Annotated in this window: 16 protein-coding genes; 4 read left to right on the top strand and 12 right to left on the bottom strand. The window is 70.1% G+C overall.

The features are described 5' to 3' along the window. The 12 genes from ACWD4O_RS33240 to ACWD4O_RS33185 form a co-directional block, all read right to left on the bottom strand. The gene (locus tag ACWD4O_RS33240; protein ID WP_451285595.1) at window positions 1-1,419 is read right to left on the bottom strand and encodes a ThuA domain-containing protein; all 1,419 of its coding nucleotides are present in this window, start codon (window positions 1,417-1,419) and stop codon (window positions 1-3) included. 14 nt (window positions 1,420-1,433) lie between these two features. Further along, on the bottom strand, window positions 1,434-3,932 hold the full coding sequence (locus tag ACWD4O_RS33235) for a carbohydrate-binding protein (RefSeq protein WP_451285593.1): 2,499 nt from the start codon (window positions 3,930-3,932) through the stop codon (window positions 1,434-1,436). A 129-nt stretch (window positions 3,933-4,061) separates the two neighbouring features. Further along, window positions 4,062-5,060: a sugar phosphate isomerase/epimerase family protein gene (locus tag ACWD4O_RS33230; RefSeq protein ID WP_451285591.1), complete on the bottom strand. Its 999-nt coding sequence runs from the start codon at window positions 5,058-5,060 to the stop codon at window positions 4,062-4,064. Window positions 5,061-5,081: 21 nt separating this feature from the next. Next, the gene (locus ACWD4O_RS33225; RefSeq protein WP_451285589.1) at window positions 5,082-6,290 is read right to left on the bottom strand and encodes a Gfo/Idh/MocA family protein; all 1,209 of its coding nucleotides are present in this window, start codon (window positions 6,288-6,290) and stop codon (window positions 5,082-5,084) included. A 530-nt stretch (window positions 6,291-6,820) separates the two neighbouring features. Further along, window positions 6,821-7,882, bottom strand: coding sequence for a substrate-binding domain-containing protein (locus tag ACWD4O_RS33220; RefSeq protein WP_451285588.1), 1,062 nt, complete (start codon window positions 7,880-7,882; stop codon window positions 6,821-6,823). A 17-nt stretch (window positions 7,883-7,899) separates the two neighbouring features. After that, window positions 7,900-8,916 (bottom strand): ABC transporter permease, encoded by a 1,017-nt coding sequence (locus ACWD4O_RS33215; RefSeq protein WP_451285586.1) that lies wholly within the window; start codon window positions 8,914-8,916, stop codon window positions 7,900-7,902. Beyond that, on the bottom strand, window positions 8,913-10,451 hold the full coding sequence (locus ACWD4O_RS33210) for a sugar ABC transporter ATP-binding protein (RefSeq protein ID WP_451285584.1): 1,539 nt from the start codon (window positions 10,449-10,451) through the stop codon (window positions 8,913-8,915). Before ACWD4O_RS33210 ends, ACWD4O_RS33215 begins: the two co-directional genes overlap by 4 nt. Before the next feature lie 172 nt (window positions 10,452-10,623). Beyond that, window positions 10,624-11,805, bottom strand: coding sequence for an ROK family protein (locus ACWD4O_RS33205; RefSeq protein WP_451285582.1), 1,182 nt, complete (start codon window positions 11,803-11,805; stop codon window positions 10,624-10,626). 324 nt (window positions 11,806-12,129) lie between these two features. Then, window positions 12,130-12,807 carry a GntR family transcriptional regulator gene (locus tag ACWD4O_RS33200; RefSeq protein ID WP_451285581.1) on the bottom strand — a complete coding sequence of 226 codons (678 nt, stop codon included), beginning with the start codon at window positions 12,805-12,807 and terminating at the stop codon, window positions 12,130-12,132. 234 nt (window positions 12,808-13,041) lie between these two features. Continuing rightward, the gene (locus ACWD4O_RS33195; protein WP_358803943.1) at window positions 13,042-13,989 is read right to left on the bottom strand and encodes a beta-ketoacyl-ACP synthase III; all 948 of its coding nucleotides are present in this window, start codon (window positions 13,987-13,989) and stop codon (window positions 13,042-13,044) included. Between the two features lie 181 nt (window positions 13,990-14,170). After that, the gene (locus ACWD4O_RS33190; protein WP_450947062.1) at window positions 14,171-14,308 is read right to left on the bottom strand and encodes an MFS transporter small subunit; all 138 of its coding nucleotides are present in this window, start codon (window positions 14,306-14,308) and stop codon (window positions 14,171-14,173) included. Beyond that, window positions 14,274-15,608: an OFA family MFS transporter gene (locus tag ACWD4O_RS33185; protein ID WP_451285580.1), complete on the bottom strand. Its 1,335-nt coding sequence runs from the start codon at window positions 15,606-15,608 to the stop codon at window positions 14,274-14,276. Before ACWD4O_RS33185 ends, ACWD4O_RS33190 begins: the two co-directional genes overlap by 35 nt. A 243-nt stretch (window positions 15,609-15,851) precedes the next feature. On the opposite strand from ACWD4O_RS33185, the gene ACWD4O_RS33180 reads away from it, so the two are divergent. Genes ACWD4O_RS33180 through ACWD4O_RS33165 form a run of 4 tightly spaced genes read left to right on the top strand, consistent with a single transcriptional unit; the run spans window position 15,852 to window position 21,471 of the window. Continuing rightward, window positions 15,852-16,823, top strand: coding sequence for a 2-dehydropantoate 2-reductase (locus ACWD4O_RS33180; RefSeq protein WP_451285578.1), 972 nt, complete (start codon window positions 15,852-15,854; stop codon window positions 16,821-16,823). Then, entirely contained in the window at window positions 16,820-18,745 is a 1,926-nt protein-coding gene (locus ACWD4O_RS33175; protein ID WP_451285576.1) for a molybdopterin oxidoreductase family protein, read from the top strand. The genes ACWD4O_RS33180 and ACWD4O_RS33175 overlap by 4 nt, the downstream gene beginning before the upstream one ends. Window positions 18,746-18,749: 4 nt before the next feature. Beyond that, a complete protein-coding gene (locus ACWD4O_RS33170) occupies window positions 18,750-20,582 on the top strand; it encodes an NAD(P)H-dependent oxidoreductase subunit E (protein ID WP_451285574.1) in 1,833 nt (610 codons plus the stop codon). 28 nt (window positions 20,583-20,610) lie between these two features. Then, window positions 20,611-21,471, top strand: a complete 861-nt coding sequence (locus tag ACWD4O_RS33165; protein WP_451285572.1) for a 2Fe-2S iron-sulfur cluster-binding protein — start codon at window positions 20,611-20,613, stop codon at window positions 21,469-21,471. Window positions 21,472-21,477 lie beyond the last annotated feature (6 nt).

The following is a 21,477-nucleotide window of genomic DNA, read 5'->3' as shown; positions in this document are numbered from 1 at the left end:
TCAGTCGCCCTGTACGGGCCGTTCCCCGCCGGGCAGTTCCTTGATCCGGACGTCACGGAAGGACACCTGGTCGTCGGCTCCGTGGTTCTGCAGGCCGAGGTGTCCGTCGCGCAGGCTCCGGGCCGGATCGGTGTTGGTGAAATCGTTGATCTTCACGCCGTTGAGCCAGACGCGCAGGCGTTCGCCCTCCACGCGGATCTCGTACGTGTTCCACTCCCCCGGCGCGTTCAGCGCGCGGTCCCGCTTCTTCAGGTCGGCGGACTGGAAGCCGTAGACGGACCCGGTGGTTCGCTCGGGGACGTCGGTGGCGTCGATCTGGATCTCGTATCCGTTGTTCACGGCGGACCAGGGGTCGTCCGACGGCGGGAAGCCGACGAACACACCGGAGTTGTCCTCTCCGGAGCCGGAGCCGGAGCCGGCGTCGGAGCCTGAGCCGGAGCCGCCCGGAGCGCCGGCCGTGGTTCTCCAGTCGAGCTTCAGGGAGTACGCCCCGAAACTCCGATCCGCGTACCAGAGCAGGCCCATGCCGCCCGTCGACGTCAACGTGCCGTCGTCGGAGAGGGTGAAGGAGCCGGGTCCGGCCTGTCGCCAGCCCTCCAGGGACGTACCGTCGAACAGTGGACGGTATCCGTTCTCCGGTCGACAGTCCGCCTGCATTCCGTCGACTGCATACAGGATCCCGCCCAGCAGGTGTCTACGGAATACCGGATCCCCGTAGGACTCCTTCGTGTGACCGCCCCCGGTGTAGAAGGCGCGGCCGCCCTGGTAGGTCTGGCACCAGGCGATCGGATGGTCGCCGTTCATGGTGCCGCCCGTGTAGGACGACTCGTCGAGCGAGGCCAGGACGTGAACCCGCTCGCGCGGATTGGAGCGGTAGTTGTACCACTCGTCGGTGCGGCTCCAGGTGCGATCGAGTCCGGAGGTCGCCGAGTGGGCCCGGTCCTCCACGTCGACCGTCGCGGTCTGGATCGCCGGGTGCGACGCGAACCAGGCGCCGACGAGGCCGCCGTAGAACGCCCAGTCGTACTCGGTGTCGGCCGCCGCGTGGACTCCGACATAGCCGCCGCCGTGCCGGATGTAGCCCTCGAAGGCGGCCTGTTGGGCGGCGTCCAGGACGTCCCCGGTCGTCGACAGGAAGACGACGGCGTCGTAGCGGCGCAGGTTCGCCGGCGTGAACGCGCCGGCGTCCTCCGTCGCGTCGACCCCGAAGCCGCTCGTCGCGCCGAGCTCCCGCACCGCCGTGACACCGTCCGGGATCGAGTCGTGCCGGAAACCGGCCGTCTTCGAGAAGACCAGCACGCGTTTCGCTCTGTCCCCTTTCCCGTCGGTCCCGGAGTGCGACACGGCCGGGCCCGAGAGGCTGCCGAGGAGCAGCGCCGCGCCCACTGCCACGGTCGCCAGTCTGCGGGTTGCAGGCATCACGTGCCCTCCTCTCAGCCGGTCGTGAAGGTGAAGTCGTCCACGTCGAAGAGAGCTCCGGAGCCGCCCTTGAAGACGAGGTAGAGCGTGGTGGTGCCGCGCGGCGTGCGGGACAGGTCGGCGCTGACGTCCTGGAAGGTCTCCCAGCCGCCGGTCACCGGGACAGCGGCCTTGCCGAGCAGGGTGCCGGTCGGCGAGCCGGCGCGGATCTCCAGCCGTCCGCCCGCGCCGCCCGAGGAGACGCGTGCCGTGATCTTCTTGGCGTTGCTGACGACGTACGGCGTGAAGGAGATCCAGTCGCCGTTGTCGATGTCGCCGACCGTCCTGCCGCCGTGGGCGACGTCCTTGGAGATGACCGTGACACCGGAGGCGTCGCCGAAGTGCTCGGCCTGACGGTGGCGCGGCTGGAGAACGCTCTGGTCGTGCGAGGTGAGCGCGGCCTGGCCGCCGCCTCCGCCGTCGGTGTACTGCGCGTCGAGGACGCCGAAGATGTTGGCGTCCTCGTCGTGCCCGCCGTCGGCACTGGTCTGGAGGGTGCCGGTGCAGCCGGTCGCCGACGTCACCGGGTGGCCGTGGCTGTCATGGCCGAGGACGAAGGTGACCTCGACCTTGGAGCAGTCGATCGCCCTGCCGTCCTCAGGGTCGGTGACCTTCACCTTGAACGGGATCGCGTCGCCGAAGCTGAACAGCTGCCCGTCCTTCGGGGTCTCCAGGACCACCTTGGGCGCCGTGTTTCCGACGACGATCTGCACACTCGCGCTGCCGGTGCGGCCGGAGGCGTCCTCGGCGGTCAGGGTCGCGGTGTACGTGCCGTTCTTCTTGTACTTGTGGGTGGGGTTCGCCGCCGTCGAGGTGCCGCCGTCGCCGAAGTCCCAGCTGTAGGTGAGCGCGTCGCCGTCCTGGTCGGTGGTGCCGGCGGAGGAGAAACGCACCTTCAGAGAGGCCTGTCCCGACGTGCGGTCGGCCGTGGCCTGGGCGACCGGGGAGTGGCCGTCGGTGGCGTTCTCGATGCGGTACAGACCCGAGTGCTCGTCGCCGCCGAACCAGGCGGTGCCGTAGTCGAGGACGTACAGCGCGCCGTCGGGCCCGAACGCCATGTCCATCACCTGGGTGCCGGTCCACGGGACGGAGTTGATCGACTGCACGGCGCCGTTCGCGTCGCTGGTGATGCGCTTGATCCAGCGGCGGCCGAACTCCCCGGCGAAGAAGTCGCCGTCGTAGGCCTCCGGGAACTTCACCGGCGAGTCGAGCGAGGCGTCGTAGTGGTAGACGGGGCCGCCCATCGGGGACTCCGAACCGTCGCCGAGGTCGGGTACCGACGGGCCGTTGTACGGGATCCAGGCGGGCTGGGCCGGGGGCAGGTCGGTGAGGCCGGTGTTGTGCGGCGAGGTGTTCTTCGGGGCGTCGCAGTCGAAGGGCGCGCCGGAGACACCGGTCGCGAAATCGTATGCGATATACGGGTCATTGTCGCCCGTGCAGAACGGCCACCCGAAGTTGCCGGGGCCGGTGACGCGGGCGAACTCGACCTGACCGGCCGGTCCACGGGCCGGATCGGCGGCGCCGGCGTCGGGGCCGTAGTCGCCGACGTAGAGGATGCCGGTGGCCTTGTCGACGCTGAAGCGGAACGGGTTGCGGAACCCCATCGCATAGATCTCGGCCCGCGTCCTGTCCGTGCCGGGCGCGAAGAGGTTGCCGTCGGGGATGGCGTAGGAGCCGTCGGCGTTCACCTTGATGCGCAGGATCTTGCCGCGCAGGTCGTTGGTGTTCCCGGAGGAACGACGGGCGTCGAAGGCGGGGTTGCGGCCTTCGCGATCGTCGATCGGTGTGAAGCCGTCCGACTGGAAGGGGTTAGTGTCGTCGCCCGTGGACAGATACAGGTTTCCCGCCGCGTCGAAGTCGATGTCACCGCCGACATGGCAGCACAGGCCGCGCGACGCGGGCACGTCGAGGATCTTCGTCTCGCTCGCGGCGTCGAGGGTTCCGTCCGTCTTCAGCACGAAGCGGGAGAGGCGGTTGACGCCGTCGAAGGGAGCGAAGTCGGCGGCCGTTCCGGTCTCGGGAGCGTCGCCCGCCGGGGTGTCCAACGGCGGTGCGTAGTAGAGGTAGATGAAGCGGTTCGCCGTGAACTCCGGGTCCACGCCGATGCCTTGGAGGCCTTCCTCGTCGTGGGAGTAGACGTCGAGCTTGCCCGCCAGTCGGGTGTTGCCGGCGGCGTCGGTGATGCGGAGTTCGCCGTCGCGTGAGGTGTGCAGGACCGAGCGGTCGGGCAGCACCGCGAGCGACATGGGCTCGCCGACCTCGGCCTCCCCCTTGGCCAGCGTGACCTGCTGGAAGTCCTCGGCGGCCGCGACCACCGGGTCGGCGACGGCTGCGCCGGCCTGGGGTGTGGTGAGGGTGAGGGACGCGCCGGCCAGCAGCGCGCCGCTCAGGAGGGCGATCGCTCTGCGCAGCGAAGGGCGTCGTCTGTGGGTCTCGGCTCTGCGGGTGCCGGTGGTGGGGTCGTTCCCGTGCACGGATGCCTCCAGGAAGGGGCTGGTTGTACGGGCGGGTGCGTGCGCCGGGATGCGCCGTCATCCCGGAGACTGGTGGAGCGTCAGTGACTGATCAGTTCTGACGAAGGATCAGAGAATGCCGATTCGGGCTCAGTTGCCGAAGGCCGCGTCGAAAGCGGCGGTCGGCGGTTCGAAGTCGTAGGCCTTGAGGCGGGTCAAGGCCTCCGGGGCGCCCTGCAGTCGGTCCATGCCGGCGTCCTCCCACTCCACGGAGATCGGACCCTGGTAGTCGATGGAGCGCAGCATGCGGAAGACGTCCTCCCAGGGGACGTCGCCGTGGCCGGCGGAGACGAAGTCCCAGCCGCGGCGCGGGTCGCCCCAGGGCAGATGGGAGCCGAGGCGGCCGTTGCGACCGTCGAGGCGCTTGCGGGCCTCCTTGCAGTCCACGTGGTAGATGCGGTCGCGGAAGTCCCACAGGAAGCCGACCGGGTCGAGGTCCTGCCACACGAAGTGACTGGGGTCGAAGTTGAGGCCGAAAGCCGGTCGACGGTCGACTGCATCCAGTGTGCGTACGGTCGTCCAGTAGTCGTATGCGATCTCGCTGGGGTGGACCTCGTGCGCGAACCGCACGCCCTGCGCGTCGAAGACGTCGAGGATCGGGTTCCAGCGCTCGGCGAAGTCCTCGTAGCCGCGCGCGATCATCGACTCGGGGGCGGGCGGGAACATCGCGACCAGGTGCCAGATGGCGGAGCCGGTGAAGCCGATCACCGTGTCGACCCCGAAGGCCGCCGCGGCCCTCGCGGTGTCGGCGATCTCGGCGGCGGCCCGCCGCCGCACACCCTCCGGCTCACCGTCGCCCCAGATGCGGGCGGGCAGGATGGCCTGGTGGCGTTCGTCGATGATGGCGTCGCACACCGCCTGCCCGACCAGGTGGTTGGAGATGGCCCAGCACTTGAGGCCGTACTTGTCGAGGAGTTGGTGGCGGGACTTCACATAGTCCGGATCCGCAAGCGCCTTGTCCACTTCGAAGTGGTCGCCCCAGCAGGCGAGTTCGAGGCCGTCGTAGCCGAAGTCGCGGGCGAGGCGGCAGACCTCTTCCAGGGGCAGGTCGGCCCACTGGCCGGTGAAGAGTGTGAATGTGCGTGGCATGCTCCAGGCCCTCCTCGGTCCTCAGTCCGCTATCGGGGTGTAGACGGAGTTCTTCTCGGCGCTCTCCTCGACCGCCGCCAGGACGCGCTGCACCTGCAGCCCGTCGGCGAAGGACGGCTCGGGCCGGTGGCCCTCGGCGACGGCGTGGACCAGATCGCGGGCCTGGTGGACGAACGTGTGCTCGTAACCGAGGCCATGGCCCGGCGGCCACCAGGCGTCCAGGTAGGGGTGGTCGGGTTCGGTGACGAGGATGCGGCGAAAGCCCGCGTGCGTGCCGGGTTCGGTGGCGTCGTGGAACCACAGTTCGTTGAGGCGTTCCAGGTCGAACGCCAACGAGCCGCGCTCACCGTTGAGTTCAAGGCGCAGGGCGTTCTTGCGGCCCGTGGCGAACCGGGTCGCCTCGAAGGAGGCCAGCGCCCCGGAGGTGAAGCGGCCGGTGAAGAGCGCGGCGTCGTCGACGGTGACCGTGCCCACGCCGTCGGCGGACGTCGCGCTCAGCCCGCTCGTCGGACCGCCGGGCAGCGGCCGCTGCCGTACGAAGGTCTCGGTGAGCGCGGAGACTCCGGCGAGCCGCTCCCCCGCCAGGTGTTGGGCGAGGTCGACGATGTGCGCGCCGAGGTCGCCGAGGGCCCCGGAGCCGGCCAGTTCCCTGCGCAGTCGCCAGGTCAGCGGGAACTCCGGGTCCACGAGCCAGTCCTGAAGGTATGTCACCCGCACATGGCGCAGGGTTCCCAGCCGTCCCTCGGCGACCATGCGCCGGGCCAGGGCGGTGGCCGGGACGCGACGGTAGTTGAAGCCGACCATCGCCAACTGACCGCGCTCGTAGGCGGTTTCGGCGGCGCGGGCCATGGTCTCGGCTTCCTCGACGGTGTTCGCGAGGGGCTTCTCGCACAGTACGTGCTTGCCGGCGGCCAGCGCGGCGACGGCGATCTCGGCGTGCGAGTCGCCGGGGGTGCAGATGTCGACGAGGTCGACGTCGTCCCGGGCGATCATGGCACGCCAGTCGGTCTCGGTCGCCGCCCAGCCGTGCCGGTCGGCCGCCGCGCGCACGGCGGAGGCGTCGCGGCCGCAGATCACGGCGAGGACCGGACGGCGGGGCAGATCGAAGACGCGACCCGCGGTGCGCCAGCCCTGGGAGTGGGCGGCGCCCATGAACGCGTAACCGACCATCCCCACGCGGAGCGGCGGCTTGCCGGCCTCCGGTCCTGCTGACTGCTGCGGCTGTTCCATACGGTTGTCCTCCTCGTCGTCGTGGCACGGTGGGGGGTGGGACGCCGTCGGGCTCAGGGGCGGACCGTCCGCCGACGGACCCCTGGCGGGAGCCGGTGGCACCGCCCGGGAGGCGCTGGGGCCGGGTCTCGGGCGGAGCCCGCCAGGACGGGCCGCGATCGCTCGAATCTCGGCCGCCTCAGCCGCCTCAGCCGCCTCGGCCGATGAGCACGTCGGCCGATGGACACGCCGGCCCTTCGGGGACATCGGACACATCGGTCTGTCGAGCACCGAGCTCCGTCGGTCCGTCGGGCAGCCCCCGGCCGTCGGCAACCTGTGGCGCCTACGGTGAGGAGCCCGCGGCCTCCGACAGCGCCGCCTGGAACGCGCCTGCCTGGTGCTGATGGCTCCGCACCGGAAGCCGCGGATCTCGCCCCCGTCGGCCCACGGCCCGTGTCCAGTGCTCTTGACCCGTGCCCCGTGCCCCTGTCCCGGCCCCTGCCCGCACCCGTCCCCGGTGGGCGGCTCCCGCCCGTCGGACCGGGCGCGTCCTACTTGAAGCCGGTGGACATGTACTGGTCGACGTTGGTCTTGTCGACGACCGCCGAGTAGAGGGTGATCGAGGCGGGGATCTCGTACTCGGCGAGACCTCCGACGCCCTTGCCCTGGCCGAGTGCGCGGGCGAGGTCGATCGCGGAGGCGGCCATGGTGGGCGGGTAGAGAACGGTTGCCTTCAGGACACCGCTGTCCGCCTTGATCGCCTGGAAGGCGGCCAGGGCGCCCGCGCCGCCGACCATCATGAAGTCGTCGCGCCCGGCCTGCTCGATGGCGCGCAGCGCGCCCACGCCCTGGTCGTCGTCATGGTTCCACAACGCGTCGAACTTGGGCTGGGCCTGCAGGAGTTGGGCCATCTTGGCCTGCCCCGACTCGACCGTGAACTCGGCGGCCTGGCGGGCCACCTTCTTGATGTTGGGGTAGTTCTTCAGAGCGTCGTCGAAGCCCTTGGATCGCTGTTTGGTGAGCTCCAGGTTGTCCAGGCCGGCCAGCTCGATCACCCGGGCGTCGGGCTTGCCCTTGAGTTTCTCGCCGATGTAGTGGCCTGCGTTGAGCCCCATGCCGTAGTTGTCTCCGCCGACCCAACACCGGTACGCCTGGGGGGTGTTGAAGATCCGGTCGAGGTTGACCACGGGGATGCCCGCGCGCATCGCCTTCAGGCCGACCTGGGTGAGGGCCTTGCCGTCGGCGGGCAGTACCACCAGGACGTCGACCTTCTTGTTGATGAGGGTCTCGATCTGGCCGATCTGCTGGGCGGTGTCGTTCGAGCCCTCGGTGATCTCCAGGCTCACATCGGAGTACTTCTTCGCACGGCTCGTGGCGTTGTCGTTGATGGCGTTGAGCCAGCCGTGGTCGGCCTGCGGTCCGGCGAAGCCGATGGTGACCTGCTTGCCGGGCTTGTCGTCGGCGGCCGGCTGATCGTTCGCCGCCGGTTCCTCGTCCTTGGATTCGTTGCTGGTGCAACCCACGAGGAGGGTGCCGGCGGAGACGGCGGCGGCCCCGAAGAGCATGTTTCTGCGACTGGTGAAGCGGCTCGGATAAGGTGTCGGCTCTGGCATGGCGGTGAACCCTTTCCTCAGGTCGTGCTCGCGGTACGGCGCTGGACCAGCACGGCAGCGACGATGATCGCGCCCTTGGCGATCTGCTGGACGTCGCTCTGCAGGTTGTTCAGGGCGAAGATGTTGGTGATCGTGGTGAAGATCAGTACGCCGAGCACGGAGCCGGTGATGGTGCCGCGGCCCCCGGTGAGCAGCGTGCCGCCGATGATCGCGGCCGCGATGGCGTCGAGCTCGTAGAGGTTTCCGTTGGTGTTCTGGCCCGAGCCGGACAGGATGATCAGCAGGAAGGCCGCGATGCCGCAGCACAGGCCGGACAGCAGGTAGAGGTAGAGCCGTTGGCGGCGTACGTCGATGCCGGCGAGCCGGGCGGCCTCCGCGTTGCCGCCGACGGCGACGGCGCGGCGGCCGAAGGTGGTGCGGTTCAGCACCAGCCAGCCGATGATCGTCACAATGGCGAAGACGATCACCAACGGCGGGACGCCGAGCACATACGAGTCGCGCTCGCCCAGGTCGAGGATGCCGTCGACCGTCACGATCTGCGTCCGGCCGTCCGTGATCTGCAGCGCCAGGCCACGGGCGGAGGCCAGCATGGCGAGCGTCGCGATGAACGGCACCATCCCCCCGTAAGCGATGAGCAGTCCGTTGACCAGGCCGCAGCCCACGCCGACGATCACCGCGGTGAAGAAAATGCCCGCGAAACCGTATTCCTGGGTGGCGACCGTGGTGGCCCACACCGAGGAGAGGGCGACGATCGCGCCGACCGAGAGGTCGATCCCCCCGGAGGTGATGACGAAGGTCATGCCGACGGTGACGACGCCGATCACCGAGGCCTGGGTGAGGACGAGTTGCAGATTGCGGGTGTCGAGGAACTCGTCCGGCTTGGTGATCCCGCCGATCACGACAAGCGCGGCGAGCACGCCCAGCAGGGAGAGGGTGCGGACGTCGGTGCGGGACATCAGGGTGCGCCAGGCGGGAAGCGGGATCTGCGGCACCTTGTCGGTGCTGTCCCGCGGTGGGGAGACGGGCTGCGTCATGACGCCGGACTTCCTTCCATGACGAGATCGAGTACGCGGTGTTCGTCCAGCTCACGGGCGGGCGCCGTGTGGACGACGCGGCCCTCGCGGAGCACCAGCACACGGTCGGCGAGACCGAGCACCTCGGGCACCTCGCTGGAGACCAGCAGCACGGCGAGGCCTTCGTCCGCCAGTCGACGGACGACTGCATACAGTTCGGCGCGGGCGCCGACGTCGACGCCGCGCGTCGGCTCGTCGAGCAGCAGCACGCGGCAGCCGCGCAGCAGCCATCGGGCCAGGACGGCCTTCTGCTGGTTGCCGCCGGACAGAGTGCGCACGGGGACGGACGGGTTGTCGGGGCGTAGGGACAGCTCACGCGTCGCGGCCCGCGCCGCCCCCCGTTCGGCCCGCCGGTCGATCCAACCCCCGCGCGAGAAACGGGACATGGAGGAGACGGAGACGTTGCGGGTGACGGACTCCAGCATCAGCAGAGCCTGCGCCTTGCGCTCCTCGGGGGCGAGCCCGAGCCCGGCCCGTACGGCCGCGGGCACACTGCCGGGGCGCAACGGCCGCCCGTCGACCAGGACTTGCCCCGCGCTGGGCTTTCGCGCTCCGTAGATCGTCTCCAGGATCTCCGAGCGTCCCGAGCCGACCAACCCGGCCAGCCCGACGATCTCTCCGGGCCGCACGGTCAGGTCGAGGGACGCGAACTCGCCGTCCCGGGCGAGCCCTCGCACCTCCAGCACCGGCTTCCCGGACCCGGCCGCAGCTGCGGCTGCCGCGTCGTCCGACGGCCGCTCGGGGAAGACGTACTCGACGTTGCGCCCCGTCATCAACGCCACGACCTCCCGTGTCGGCGTCGCCTTGGCGGGCAGCCCGCCCGCCACCGCCCGTCCGTCCTTCAGAACGGTCACGCGGTCGCCGATGCGGCGGATCTCCTCCAGGCGGTGCGAGATGTAGACGACAGCCACTCCGTCAGTGGTCAGGCCGCCGACGATGCGGAACAGGTTGTCGACCTCGTCGGGATCGAGGGCGGCGGACGGTTCGTCCATCACGATGAGCCGTACGTCGTGGGAGAGGGCCCGGGCCATCGAGACGATCTGCTGCTGCGCCGCCGACAACTCGCCCACCAGACGCGCCGGATCGATCTCGGGGTGCCCAAGTCGCTTCAGCAGAACGGCCGTCGAGGCGCGGGCGGCCTTTCCCCGTACGACGAACCCGGCGGCCGTGGGCTCATGTCCCAGGTGGACGTTCTCGGCCACCGAAAGGTGCTCCACCAGGTCGAGTTCCTGGTAGATGGTGGCGATGCCCAGCCGCATGGCGGCAATGGGGGAACGGAGCGTGACGGGGTCGCCCTGCCAGCGGATGACGCCGTCGTCGGGCTGGTGCGCGCCGGCCAGGACCTTGATGAGGGTGGACTTCCCGGCACCGTTCTGGCCGAGCAGACAGTGCACTTCGCCGGCCTGGACGTCGAGGTCGACGCCGTCCAACGCCCGTACTCCGGGAAAGGACTTGGTGATGCCGGACATGCTGAGCAGCGGTGGTGGTGATGCCATGTGGGTTCCCCTCGGCGGGCGGGCGGGCCGGAGTCAGGGCAGAACAGGTCGTCGTTCTCAGGGCAGGGTCGAGCAGGACGCGTGCCGGTGAACCGTGTCAACGGGATCGACTGCGGGCTTGCCGAAACCGTGTGTCGGGTAGCGGGTGGCAGGTAGGAGACAGGCAGCTGGTCTATGCGGGTGAGAACAGGTGGTCGCTGATCAGTCGGGCCGCGCCGATCACACCGGCGGTGGGGCCCAACTCCCCCAGAACGATGGGCAGGTTGCCGGTCGCGAGCGGCAGCGACTGGCGGTACACCTGGGTGCGGATCGCGGCGAGCAGGGTGTGGCCGAGCCCGGTCACCCCGCCGCCGATCACCACCAGGCCGGGGTTGAAGAACGAGACGAGTCCGGCGATGACCTGGCCGACGCGATTGCCGCCGTCCCGGATCATCTCGAGGGAGGTGGCGTCGCCCGCGGCGGCCGCGGCGGCGACGTCGACGGCGGTGAGGCCGCCGTTCGTCTCCAGCCGTGCCGCGAGTTCCGCCGAGCGGCCCTGCTGGACCGCTTCCACCGCGTCGCGGGCCAGGGCCGCGCCGCTGAAGTAGGCCTCCAGGCAACCGCGGTTGCCGCAGGCGCACGGACGGCCGTCGGGCACGGCCTGGATGTGCCCGATGTCCCCCGCGCTGCCGGTGGTACCGCGGTAGACCTGGCCGCCGACGACGATGCCACAGCCGATGCCGGTGCCGATCTTGACGCAGAGGAAGTCGGCGACGGTACGGGCGACGCCCGCATGCTGCTCCCCCATCGCCATGAGGTTCACGTCGTTGTCGACCATGACCGGGCAGCCGAGTTCCTGGCTGAGCGCCTCCCGTACGGGGAAGCCGTCCCAGCCCGGCATGATCGGCGGCGCGACCGGCACGCCTTCGGGGAAGCGGACCGGCCCGGGTACGCCGATGCCGGCGCCGTCGAAGCCTTCGGCGAGCCCCGTCGCCCTCAACTTCGCTGCCATGGAAAGGACTTGCTCGAAGACCGCGACCGGGCCGTCACGTACGTCGAGGGGTTGGTTGAGGTGTCCGAGGGTCTCCAGTTCGGCGTTGGTGACGGCGACGTCGACCGAGGTCGCGCCGATGTCGACGCCGAGCAGGCGCAGCCCCGGGTTGAGCCGGACGTTGTGGGAGCGGCGGCCGCCACGCGAGGCGGCGAGTCCGTCGGCCACGACCAGCCCCGTCTCCAGGAGCCGGTCCACCTCCACCGCCAGCTTGGACCGTGACAGGTCGACCTGATCACCCAGTTGGGCACGGGAGTTGGGGCCGCTGTCCCGCAACAGCTTGAGCAGACGGGCCTGATGAGCGTTCGCGGGTCGTGCCGTCATACGTCTCACGAACCCCTCCCCGCCTCAATTCGGCCACCATCGTCGGGCTTTCGTAGGGAACGTAGCAGCGGCTGCCGAACCTGGGAAGAAGATGTGCACGGATTGCCGTCAACTTTCTCCACTCCCAGGACAAAGATCTGGCACAGCGGTGCGATGCGATACGGCTGCGGCTGCGGCTGCGGCTGCGGCAGGCGTGCACTGTGCCGGGGCAGGCGGGAGCCCCGGCACAGGGCATCGGCGGTCGCCGAACTCACCGTGCCGGTAAGGGTGTCGATGGGAGCATGCCGCTGATGGAAGCCTGCGGGACAGACGCCCCGCAGGTGCTCAGGACTTGGCGCGGGCGTGGTACGAGCGACGGGTGTGCTCGGTGTGCTCACGCATCAGCTGAGTGGCCAACTGCTCGTCGTGGGCGACGATCGCGGCGATCAGATCGCGGTGCTCGATCCAGGACTGGTGACCGCGCTGGCGCGCGACCGGCGTGTAGTACCAGCGCACCCGGCGGTCGACCTGTGACGCCAGCTCCGCGAGGACCGCGTTGCCCGCCAGCTCGATGACCTTCGCGTGGAAGCGGGCGTTCATGGCGACCGCGGCGTCCACGTCGTCGCGGGCCACGGCCATCATTCCCTGCGCCACGATCTCGTCCAGGGCCTCGATGCCGGCCTTGTCCGCGTGCGCTGCGGCGAGCCTCGCGGCCTCGGCCTCCAACAGCGTACGAACGGTGAGGAGTTGATCCGCCTCGTCCTCGGTCGGCTCGTGCACGAACGCGCCCTGGGCGGGCCTGAGATCGACCCACCCCTCGGTGTTCAGCCGCTGCAGCGCCTCGCGCACCGGCTGCCGTGAGACGCCGAGGTGCGTGGCGAGCTCACTCTCGACCAGGTGCTGGCCGGGCTGGAGGGCGCGGGTGGTGATCAGTTCGAGCAGTGCCTCGTAGACGCGGTCGCGCAGCGGGCCCGGCCGTTCGAGCTTGGGCACCGCACCCTGTGGCAGTCCTGGCGACAACATCGGTCGGTCCCCCTCCTGAGCAACACCGGACAACTGCAGACGGAAAGCCAGATCGATCGACGTATCGGCTGTCCGCAGCCGAACGACGGGTACGACTGTCCACAGCCGAGTATCGATTGTCTTTCGTCTACAGTCTACGGCGCACAGTAGACCAGAGCCGGGAGCAGTCGATCGCGTCACACTATGCCGCGACCACCCGCACGACCGGCCCGCCGACTGCGTCCCGCCCCTCGTTCACGGGCAGCGCACGACCTGTCCCGCGTACGACAGATTGCCGCCGAAGCCGAACAGCAGCACCGGGTCCCCCGTGGAGACCGCGCCCTGCTCGACGAGCTTGGAGAAGGCGAGCGGAATGCTGGCGGCGGAGGTGTTACCCGATTCGGTGACGTCACGCGCGACCACCGCGTTGACCGCGCCGATCTTCTGCGCGAGCGGTTCGATGATGCGCAGGTTCGCCTGGTGCAGGACGACCGCCGCGAGGTCCTCGGGCGTGAGTCCGGCCCGCTCACAGGCCTGCCGGGCGAGGGGCGGCAGCTGGGTGGTGGCCCAGCGATAGACGCTCTGCCCCTCCTGCGCGAACCGCGGCGGCTGCCCCTCGATGCGCACCGCGTGCCCCATCTCGGGCACCGATCCCCACAGCACGGGCGCGATGCCGGGCTCGACGCCGTCGGGACAGGCCTCGACCACGGCGGCGCCCGCTCCGTCGCCGACGAGCACGCAGGTGGTGCGGTCGCTCCAGTCGGTCACCTCGGACATCTTGTCGGCACCGATCACCAGGGCGCGGGTCGCGGCGCCCGCCCGGACGGTGTGGTCGGCGGTGGCCAGCGCGTGCGTGAAACCGGCGCAGACGACGTTGACGTCCATCGCGGCCGGCCCCGGGATGCCGAGGCGGGCCGCGACCCGGGCTGCCATGTTGGGCGAGCGGTCGATGGCCGTAGAGGTCGCCACCAGCACCAGGTCGATGTCGCCCGGCGTGAGGCCGGCCGTCGCGAGGGCCTTGGCGGCGGCGTGCGCGGCCAGCTCGTCCACGGGCTCGTCGGGGCCGGCGATGTGGCGCGTGCGGATGCCCACCCGGCTCCTGATCCACTCGTCACTGGTGTCGACCAGGCGCGCCAGATCCTCGTTGGTGAGCACCTTGGCGGGCTGGTAGTGGCCGACGGCGGCGATGCGTGAGCCGTTCATTGGGGGGTCCCCCTCGTTGCCGTGGGTAGCGGGATCCACCAGTCTGATCAGTGACTCACCGGTACGAGGGCGCGTGAAGCGACAGGAAACCGGTTCCCAGGTTGTCGGCTTCCCCATAGCCCCAGGCCGCCCGAACAGCCGCCGAACGCCTTCCCGCCGAACACGCGCCGTGCCGCTGCCGCTACCCGGTGAACAACTGCGTCGCCTTCCGTACCAGCTCATACACCCCGTACGCGAGCGGCGCCCCCACCCACAACCAGGCGAAGGCGATCAACGGCCGCCGGTCAGGCTGCGGACTCGGGCTGCTGTCGTTCGACATCGGCGGCCTTCCTCTCTGCGGGAACGTGGTGACGGGCGTCGACGGGCCGGACGAGTTCGTTGGCGACGAATCCGACGGCCAGCAGCCCGATCATGATGAACAGGGACTGGGTGTACAGCGACGAGCCGTGTTTCCCGGCCTCCTCCTGCCGGTCGGCTATCCAGTTGACGATCAGCGGGCCGAGGACGCCGGCGGTGGACCAGGCGGTGAGCAGGCGGCCGTGGATCGCGCCGACCTGGTAGGTGCCGAACAGGTCCTTGAGGTAGGCGGGGATCGTCGCGAAGCCGCCGCCGTAGAAGGAGAGGATCACCAGCGCGCACAGGACGAAGATCGGCTTCGACGAGTCGCCGACGAGCGCGATCAGGGCGTACATCAGGGCGCCGGCGCCCAGGTACACGCGGTAGATGTTCTTGCGTCCGATCAGGTCGGAGGTCGACGACCAGCCGATCCGGCCGGCCATGTTCGCCGCGGACAGCAGGGCGACGAAGCCGGCGGCCGCGGTCACCGACACAGGGGTGGAGGTGTCGGCGAAGAAGTCCTTGATCATCGGCGCGGCCTTCTCCAGGATGCCGATGCCCGCGGTCACGTTCATGCAGAGCACGACCCACAGGCACCAGAACTGCGGGGTGCGCACCGCGCTGCGCGCCGAGACCTGCACGCCCTCGACCGCGCTCGGCGCGCCCGCGACCGGCCGCTCGCCGCGCGGCACCCGCACCAGCAGGACGCCCAGCGTCATGAATACCGCATACGAAAGCCCGTGTACGAGAAACGCGAGCGCGATCCCGGAGCTGTCGGAGCCGAACGACTCCAGCATCTGCGCCGACCAGGGCGAGGCGATGAGCGCGCCACCGCCGAAGCCCATGATGGCGATGCCGGTGGCCATGCCGGGACGGTCCGGGAACCACTTGATCAGTGTGGAGACGGGCGAGATGTAACCGATTCCGAGGCCGATTCCGCCGACGAAGCCGTAGCCGAGGACGATCAGCCAGTACTGCTCGGTGGCGGCGCCGAGCGCGGAGATCAGGAAGCCGGACGAGAAGCAGACCAGGGCGACGGTCATCGCCCAGCGCGGCCCGTTGCGCTCCACCAGCGTGCCGCCGAAGGCCGCGGAGAGGCCGAGCATCACGATGGCGAGCTGGAACGGGAGCGCGCTCTGCGTACCGCTGAGGTCGAGGGCGGACTCCAGCGGCGGTTTGAACACGGACCACGCGTAGGCCTGGCCGATGGAGAGATGGACCGAGAGGGCGGCCGGGGGGACGAGCCAGCGGCTCCAGCCTGGCGGCGCGACGGGGGGACTCATAAATCCTGAACAGTAGGAACCGGCAAGGGCGTTGAGAAGGCGGCGCGTCGACGGCATTCGCTGAACGGTATGGGGGCTGCGGCGAACGGTCGGACCGACCGGTTTCCGCGGCACCTCGGCCGCAGTCTCCGCCGTCGACGCTGCGCGAACCCTTGCCGCCCCAACCTCCATACTGTAGACAATATTTCGTCGACAGAGTTCGGCAGTTCCTCGGTACCCTCGACCGAACGGAGCTCCCTCGCAATGAAAGTCGCAGTCCTCGGCGCCGGTGCGATCGGCGCCTACGTCGGTGCAGCGCTCCACCGCGCAGGCGCCGACGTGCATCTCGTCGCCCGTGGACCGCATCTCGCGGCCATGAGGCGTAACGGGGTGCGGGTGCTCAGTCCGCGCGGCGACTTCACCGCCCGCGCCCACGCCACCGACGACCCGGCGGAGATCGGCCCGGTCGACTTCGTCTTCCTCGGCCTCAAGGCAAACTCGTACGCGGCGTGCGGGCCGCTGATCGAGCCCCTGCTGCACGACTCCACCGCAGTCGTCGCGGCCCAGAACGGCATCCCCTGGTGGTACTTCCACCGGCACCGCGGCCCCCACGACGGCCGACGCGTCGAGAGCGTGGACCCGGACGGCGCGGTCAGTGCGGTGCTCGCGCCCGAACGGGCCGTCGGCTGCGTGGTCTACGCGGCCACCGAGCTCGAAGGCCCGGGCCTCGTACGGCATTTGGAAGGCACCCGGTTCTCCGTCGGCGAGCCCGACCGGAGCGTCTCGGTGCGCTGTCTGGCGCTCAGCGAGGCCATGCAGGCGGGCGGGTTGAAGTGCCCGGTGGAGCCGGACCTGCGCAACGACATCTGGCTCAAGCTGCTGGGCAACATCTCCTTCAACCCGATCAGCGCACTCGCCCGCGCGACCATGCGGCAGATGTGCCTGCACGGCGGCACCCGCGAGGTCATCGAGACGATGATGCGCGAGACGCTCGACGTCGCCGAGGCCCTCGGCTGCGAGGTGGGCGTCTCCATCGAACGCCGGCTCGCGGGCGCGGAGAAGGTCGGCGACCACCGCACCTCCACGCTCCAGGACCTGGAGCGCGGCAAACCGCTCGAACTCGACGTCCTCCTCGCGGCCGTCGTCGAGTTGGCGGAGATCACCGGCGTCCGGGTGCCCACCTTGCGCACCGTGCACGCCATCTCGGACCTGCTCGCGCTGAGGAGTGCCGCATGAGGAAACGCGACCGGACCCCGAAGACCTACACCCGGCTCACCCGACCACTGGTCAGGGACTCCCGCAACGAGCCTTTCCGTGAGGCGAGTTGGGAGGAGGCCCTGGAGCGCACCGCGCTGGGCCTGCAGCGCAACCGCGGCGCGTTCGGCATGTTCTCCTGCGCCCGCGCGACCAACGAGATGAACTACGTGGCCCAGAAGTTCGCCCGGGTCGTCATGGGCACCAACAACGTCGACTCGTGCAACCGCACCTGCCACGCCCCGAGCGTCGCGGGCCTGTCGGCCGCTTTCGGCTCCGGCGGCGGGACGTCGTCCTACGAGGAGATCGAGCACACCGACGTCATCGTGATGTGGGGTTCCAACGCCCGTTTCGCCCATCCGATCTTCTTCCAGCATGCGCTGAAGGGCATCCGGAACGGCGCCCGGATGTACGCGGTCGACCCGCGGCGGACGTCCACCGCCGAGTGGGCGGAGAGCTGGCTCGGCCTCAACGTGGGCACGGACATCCCGATGGCGCACGCGATCGGCCGCGAGATCATCCAGGCGGGTCTGGTCAACGAGGCGTTCATCGAGCGGGCGACCAGCGACTTCGAGGAGTACCGGGCGCTGGTCGAACCCTGGACGCTGTCCCTCGCGCAGAAGGTGACGGGCGTACCGGCCGCCGCCATAAGGGAGTTGGCGCACGCCTATGCCCGCGCCGAGCGGGCCCAGCTCTGCTGGACCCTCGGCATCACCGAGCACCACAACGGCACGGACAACGTGCGCGCGCTCATCAACCTGTCGCTGCTGACCGGGCACGTGGGCCGGTACGGCTCCGGTCTGCAGCCCCTGCGCGGGCAGAACAACGTCCAGGGCGGCGGTGACATGGGGGCGATCCCCAACCGGCTGCCCGGCTTCCAGGACATCCTCGACCCGGGCGCCCGGCTGAGGTTCGAGTCGGCCTGGGACACCGTCATCGAGCCGCACTACGGGCTGAACCTGACGGAGATGTTCGAGGCGATGGAGGAGGGCTCGCTGAAGGCCGTCTACTGCATCGGGGAGAACCCCGCGCAGTCGGAGGCCGACAGCGAGCAGGCGGTACGCCGTATGCGGGCCCTCGACTTCCTCGTCGTGCAGGACATCTTCCTCACGAAGACAGCCGAGTTGGCGGACGTCGTGCTGCCCGCGACAGCCGGCTGGGCGGAGACGAACGGCACAACCACCAACAGCGAACGGCGGGTTCAGCGGGTGCGGCGCGCCGTCACCCCGCCCGGTGAGGCGCGCGAGGACATCGACATCCTCTGCGATCTGGCGGCACGGCTCGGTCACGAGTGGAAGTACGCGGACGCCGAGGCGGTCTGGAACGAGCTGAGGTCGGTGTCCCCGGACCACTACGGCATGACGTACGACCGGCTGGCGGAGCACCAGGGCATCCAGTGGCCGTGTCCGAGCACCGAGCGACTCGAACCCACCTATCTGCACGGCCGGTTGTGGGAGAAGGAGCCGGAGCGGCGAGGCAGGCGGGCGCCGTTCGGGATCGTCCGGCACGACCCGCCGGTCGATCTCACAGACGAGGACTACCCGATCCGGCTGACGACCGGCCGTCGGCTCGACTCCTACAACACCGGTGTGCAGAGCGGGAGTTTCGCCTCCCCGCTGCGGCGCGGCGAGTTCGTCGAGCTGTGCCCGGAGGACGCGGAGCGCTACGGAATCGTCGTCGGCGAGGAGGTCCGGGTGACCTCACGGCGTGGATCCGTGGTGGCACCCGTCTGGGTCGACACCGCCCTGCGGCCCGGGCTCGCCTTCATGACCATGCACTTTCCCGACGAGGTGGACACCAACCAGCTGACGATCGAGGCGAATTGCCCGATCGCGGGGACGGCGGAGTTCAAGGCGTCGGCGATCCGGATCGAGAAGCTTTTGGCCCCGACCCAGGTGAGGTGATGGCGTGGACCTGCACTTCGGCGACAGCAAGCCGACGGACGAGGAACGGGCTGCCGTGGACGCCCTGTTGGGCCCACCGGAGTCCTCATGGGAGGGCGCCGCCCGCGACGAGATGCGGGCCGCCGATCTCAGGTGGGCCCGGGGCGGACGCGAGGCCCGGGACCGCCGCGAGCTGCTGCTGCCGGGGCTGCACGCCGTCAACGACCGGGTCGGCTGGATCAGCGAGGGCGCCCTCGACTATCTGTGCCGCCGCCTGACCGTGCCCCCGGCGGAGGCGTACGGCGTCGCCACCTTCTACGCGATGTTCTCGGTCCGACCGCGGCCGGCGACGGTGCTGCACGTGTGCACGGACCTCGCCTGCACGGCCGCCGGCGCCTCGGAGCTGTGCGCGGGGATCGAGGGACGCCTGGGCCCGGGCAGCGGCGTCCGCGTCGAACGCAGCCCCTGCCTCGGCCTGTGCGAGCGCGCCCCGGCCGCGCTCGCGATCAAGGCGGGCGATCCGGTGCGTACGGCGGTGTCGGCGCCGGCGAGCGTCGAGACGGCCGTGCTCGCCGCGAGCGCGCCCGACTCGGCGGCCGAGGAACCGCCCGCGGTGACGGCGGTGCCCCAGGCCGGGAACCCGTCGCTGACCCTGCTCGGCCGGGTCGGTGCGGTGGATCCGTCGTCGCTCGACGACTACCGGGCGCACGGCGGGTACACGGCGCTGCGCCGGGCTTTCGCGCTCGGTCCGGCCGCGGTCATCCGCGAGGTCACCGACTCCGGGCTGCTGGGGCGGGGCGGCGCCGCCTTCCCCACCGGCCGTAAGTGGCAGGCCACGGCGTCCCAGCCCGACCGCCCGCACTATCTGGTGTGCAACGCGGACGAATCCGAGCCCGGCACCTTCAAGGACCGCGTGCTGATGGAGGGCGACCCGTACGCCCTGGTGGAGGCGATGACGGTCGCGGCGTATGCGATCGGCGCCCACCAGGGCTATCTGTATCTCCGCGGCGAGTATCCGCGTGCGATATACCGTATGCAATATGCGGTCGACCGTGCACGGGAGCGCGGGCTGCTCGGCGACGACATCCTCGGCCAGGGCTACGCCTTCGACATCGAGATCCGCCGGGGCGCGGGCGCGTACATCTGCGGCGAGGAGACGGCCCTGTTCAACTCCATCGAGGGCTACCGGGGCGAACCGCGCTCGAAGCCGCCGTTCCCCGTGGAGAAGGGCCTGTTCGGGAAGCCGACGGTCGAGAACAACGTGGAGACGCTGGTCAACGTACTGCCGATCCTCACCATGGGCGCTCCGGCCTACGCGGCCATCGGCACGGCCAGGTCCACCGGCCCCAAGCTGTTCTGCGTGTCCGGCAGCGTCGACCGCCCCGGCGTCTACGAACTCCCCTTCGGCGCGACGCTGGGCGAACTGCTCGAGCTCGCCGGGGTCCGCGAGGGCCTGCGCGCCGTGCTGCTCGGCGGCGCGGCCGGCGGCTTCGTACGGCCCGACGAACTCGACATCCCACTGACCTTCGAGGGCACCCGGGAGGCCGGCGCCACGCTCGGGTCAGGGGTCGTGATGGCCTTCGACGGCACGGTCCCGCTGCCCCGACTGCTGTTGCGGATCGCCGAGTTCTTCCGGGACGAGTCGTGCGGGCAGTGCGTGCCCTGCCGGGTCGGGACCGTGCGGCAGGAGGAGGCGTTGCACCGCATCGCGGCACGGACCGGCGCCGACGCCGCCGGCGACATCGCCCTGCTGCGCGAGGTGGGCCGCGCGATGCGCGACGCCTCGATCTGCGGCCTCGGGCAGACCGCGTGGAACGCCGTGGAATCAGCCATCGACCGCCTGGGGGCGTACGAATGACCACGACCGGACGCACAGGAGCCGCCGTATGACCGCCGTATCGCTGGGAGTGCCGCGTCGGCTGGTGGAGTTCACGATCGACGGGCAGGAGGCCAGGGTCCCCGAGGGGGCGACGATCCTCGACGCCTGCCGGGCGGCCGGGAAGGACGTCCCGACCCTGTGCCAGGGCGACACGCTCACCCCGAAGAACGCCTGCCGGGTCTGCGTGGTGGAGGTCGAGGGCTCCCGGACCCTGGTGCCGGCGTGCTCCCGCAGGGCGGAGCCCGGCATGGAGGTCCGTACCGACACCGAGCGCGCCCGGCACAGCCGCAAGATCGTCCTGGAACTGCTCGCATCCTCGGTCGACCTGTCCACGACACCGATGGCCGCGGAATGGATCAAGGAGTACGAGGCGAAGCCGGACCGCTTCGGACCGGACGCGGCCCGGCTGAACGAGGAACCGAAGATCGACAACGAACTCTATGTACGCGATTACGACAAGTGCATCCTCTGTTACAAGTGCGTCGACGCGTGCGGTGATCAGTGGCAGAACACTTTCGCGATCTCCGTCGTGGGACGCGGCTTCGACGCCCGGATCGCGGTCGAGCACGACGCTCCGCTGACCGACTCGGCGTGCGTGTACTGCGGAAACTGCATCGAGGTGTGCCCGACGGGAGCGCTGTCGTTCAAGTCCGAGTTCGACCGGCGGGAGGCCGGAGAGTGGGACGAGGCTTCCCAGACACGGACCACGACCGTATGCGCATACTGCGGGGTGGGCTGCAACCTCACACTCCATGTGCAGGACAATGAAATCGTGAAGGTCACCTCACCGCACGACAACCCGGTGACTCACGGCAATCTTTGCATCAAGGGCCGCTTCGGCTACCAGCACGTACAGAACCGGGGCTGATCACGA

The organism is Streptomyces sp. NPDC002623, assembly GCF_053592635.1.
Note: the sequence above shows the minus strand (reverse complement) of the source record. Positions and strands in the feature narration are given on the sequence as shown.

Excerpts from the sequence above, each read along its gene's own strand:
- ACWD4O_RS33240 (WP_451285595.1), bottom strand. The coding sequence starts at position 1,419 with ATGCCTGCAACCCGCAGACTGGCGACCGTGGCAGTGGGCGCGGCGCTG.
- ACWD4O_RS33230 (WP_451285591.1), bottom strand. The coding sequence starts at position 5,060 with ATGCCACGCACATTCACACTCTTCACCGGCCAGTGGGCCGACCTGCCC.
- ACWD4O_RS33225 (WP_451285589.1), bottom strand. The coding sequence starts at position 6,290 with ATGGAACAGCCGCAGCAGTCAGCAGGACCGGAGGCCGGCAAGCCGCCG.
- ACWD4O_RS33220 (WP_451285588.1), bottom strand. The coding sequence starts at position 7,882 with ATGCCAGAGCCGACACCTTATCCGAGCCGCTTCACCAGTCGCAGAAAC.
- ACWD4O_RS33215 (WP_451285586.1), bottom strand. The coding sequence starts at position 8,916 with ATGACGCAGCCCGTCTCCCCACCGCGGGACAGCACCGACAAGGTGCCG.
- ACWD4O_RS33210 (WP_451285584.1), bottom strand. The coding sequence starts at position 10,451 with ATGGCATCACCACCACCGCTGCTCAGCATGTCCGGCATCACCAAGTCC.
- ACWD4O_RS33205 (WP_451285582.1), bottom strand. The coding sequence starts at position 11,805 with ATGACGGCACGACCCGCGAACGCTCATCAGGCCCGTCTGCTCAAGCTG.
- ACWD4O_RS33200 (WP_451285581.1), bottom strand. The coding sequence starts at position 12,807 with ATGTTGTCGCCAGGACTGCCACAGGGTGCGGTGCCCAAGCTCGAACGG.
- ACWD4O_RS33195 (WP_358803943.1), bottom strand. The coding sequence starts at position 13,989 with ATGAACGGCTCACGCATCGCCGCCGTCGGCCACTACCAGCCCGCCAAG.
- ACWD4O_RS33190 (WP_450947062.1), bottom strand. The coding sequence starts at position 14,308 with ATGTCGAACGACAGCAGCCCGAGTCCGCAGCCTGACCGGCGGCCGTTG.
- ACWD4O_RS33185 (WP_451285580.1), bottom strand. The coding sequence starts at position 15,608 with ATGAGTCCCCCCGTCGCGCCGCCAGGCTGGAGCCGCTGGCTCGTCCCC.
- ACWD4O_RS33180 (WP_451285578.1), top strand. The coding sequence starts at position 15,852 with ATGAAAGTCGCAGTCCTCGGCGCCGGTGCGATCGGCGCCTACGTCGGT.
- ACWD4O_RS33175 (WP_451285576.1), top strand. The coding sequence starts at position 16,820 with ATGAGGAAACGCGACCGGACCCCGAAGACCTACACCCGGCTCACCCGA.
- ACWD4O_RS33165 (WP_451285572.1), top strand. The coding sequence starts at position 20,611 with ATGACCGCCGTATCGCTGGGAGTGCCGCGTCGGCTGGTGGAGTTCACG.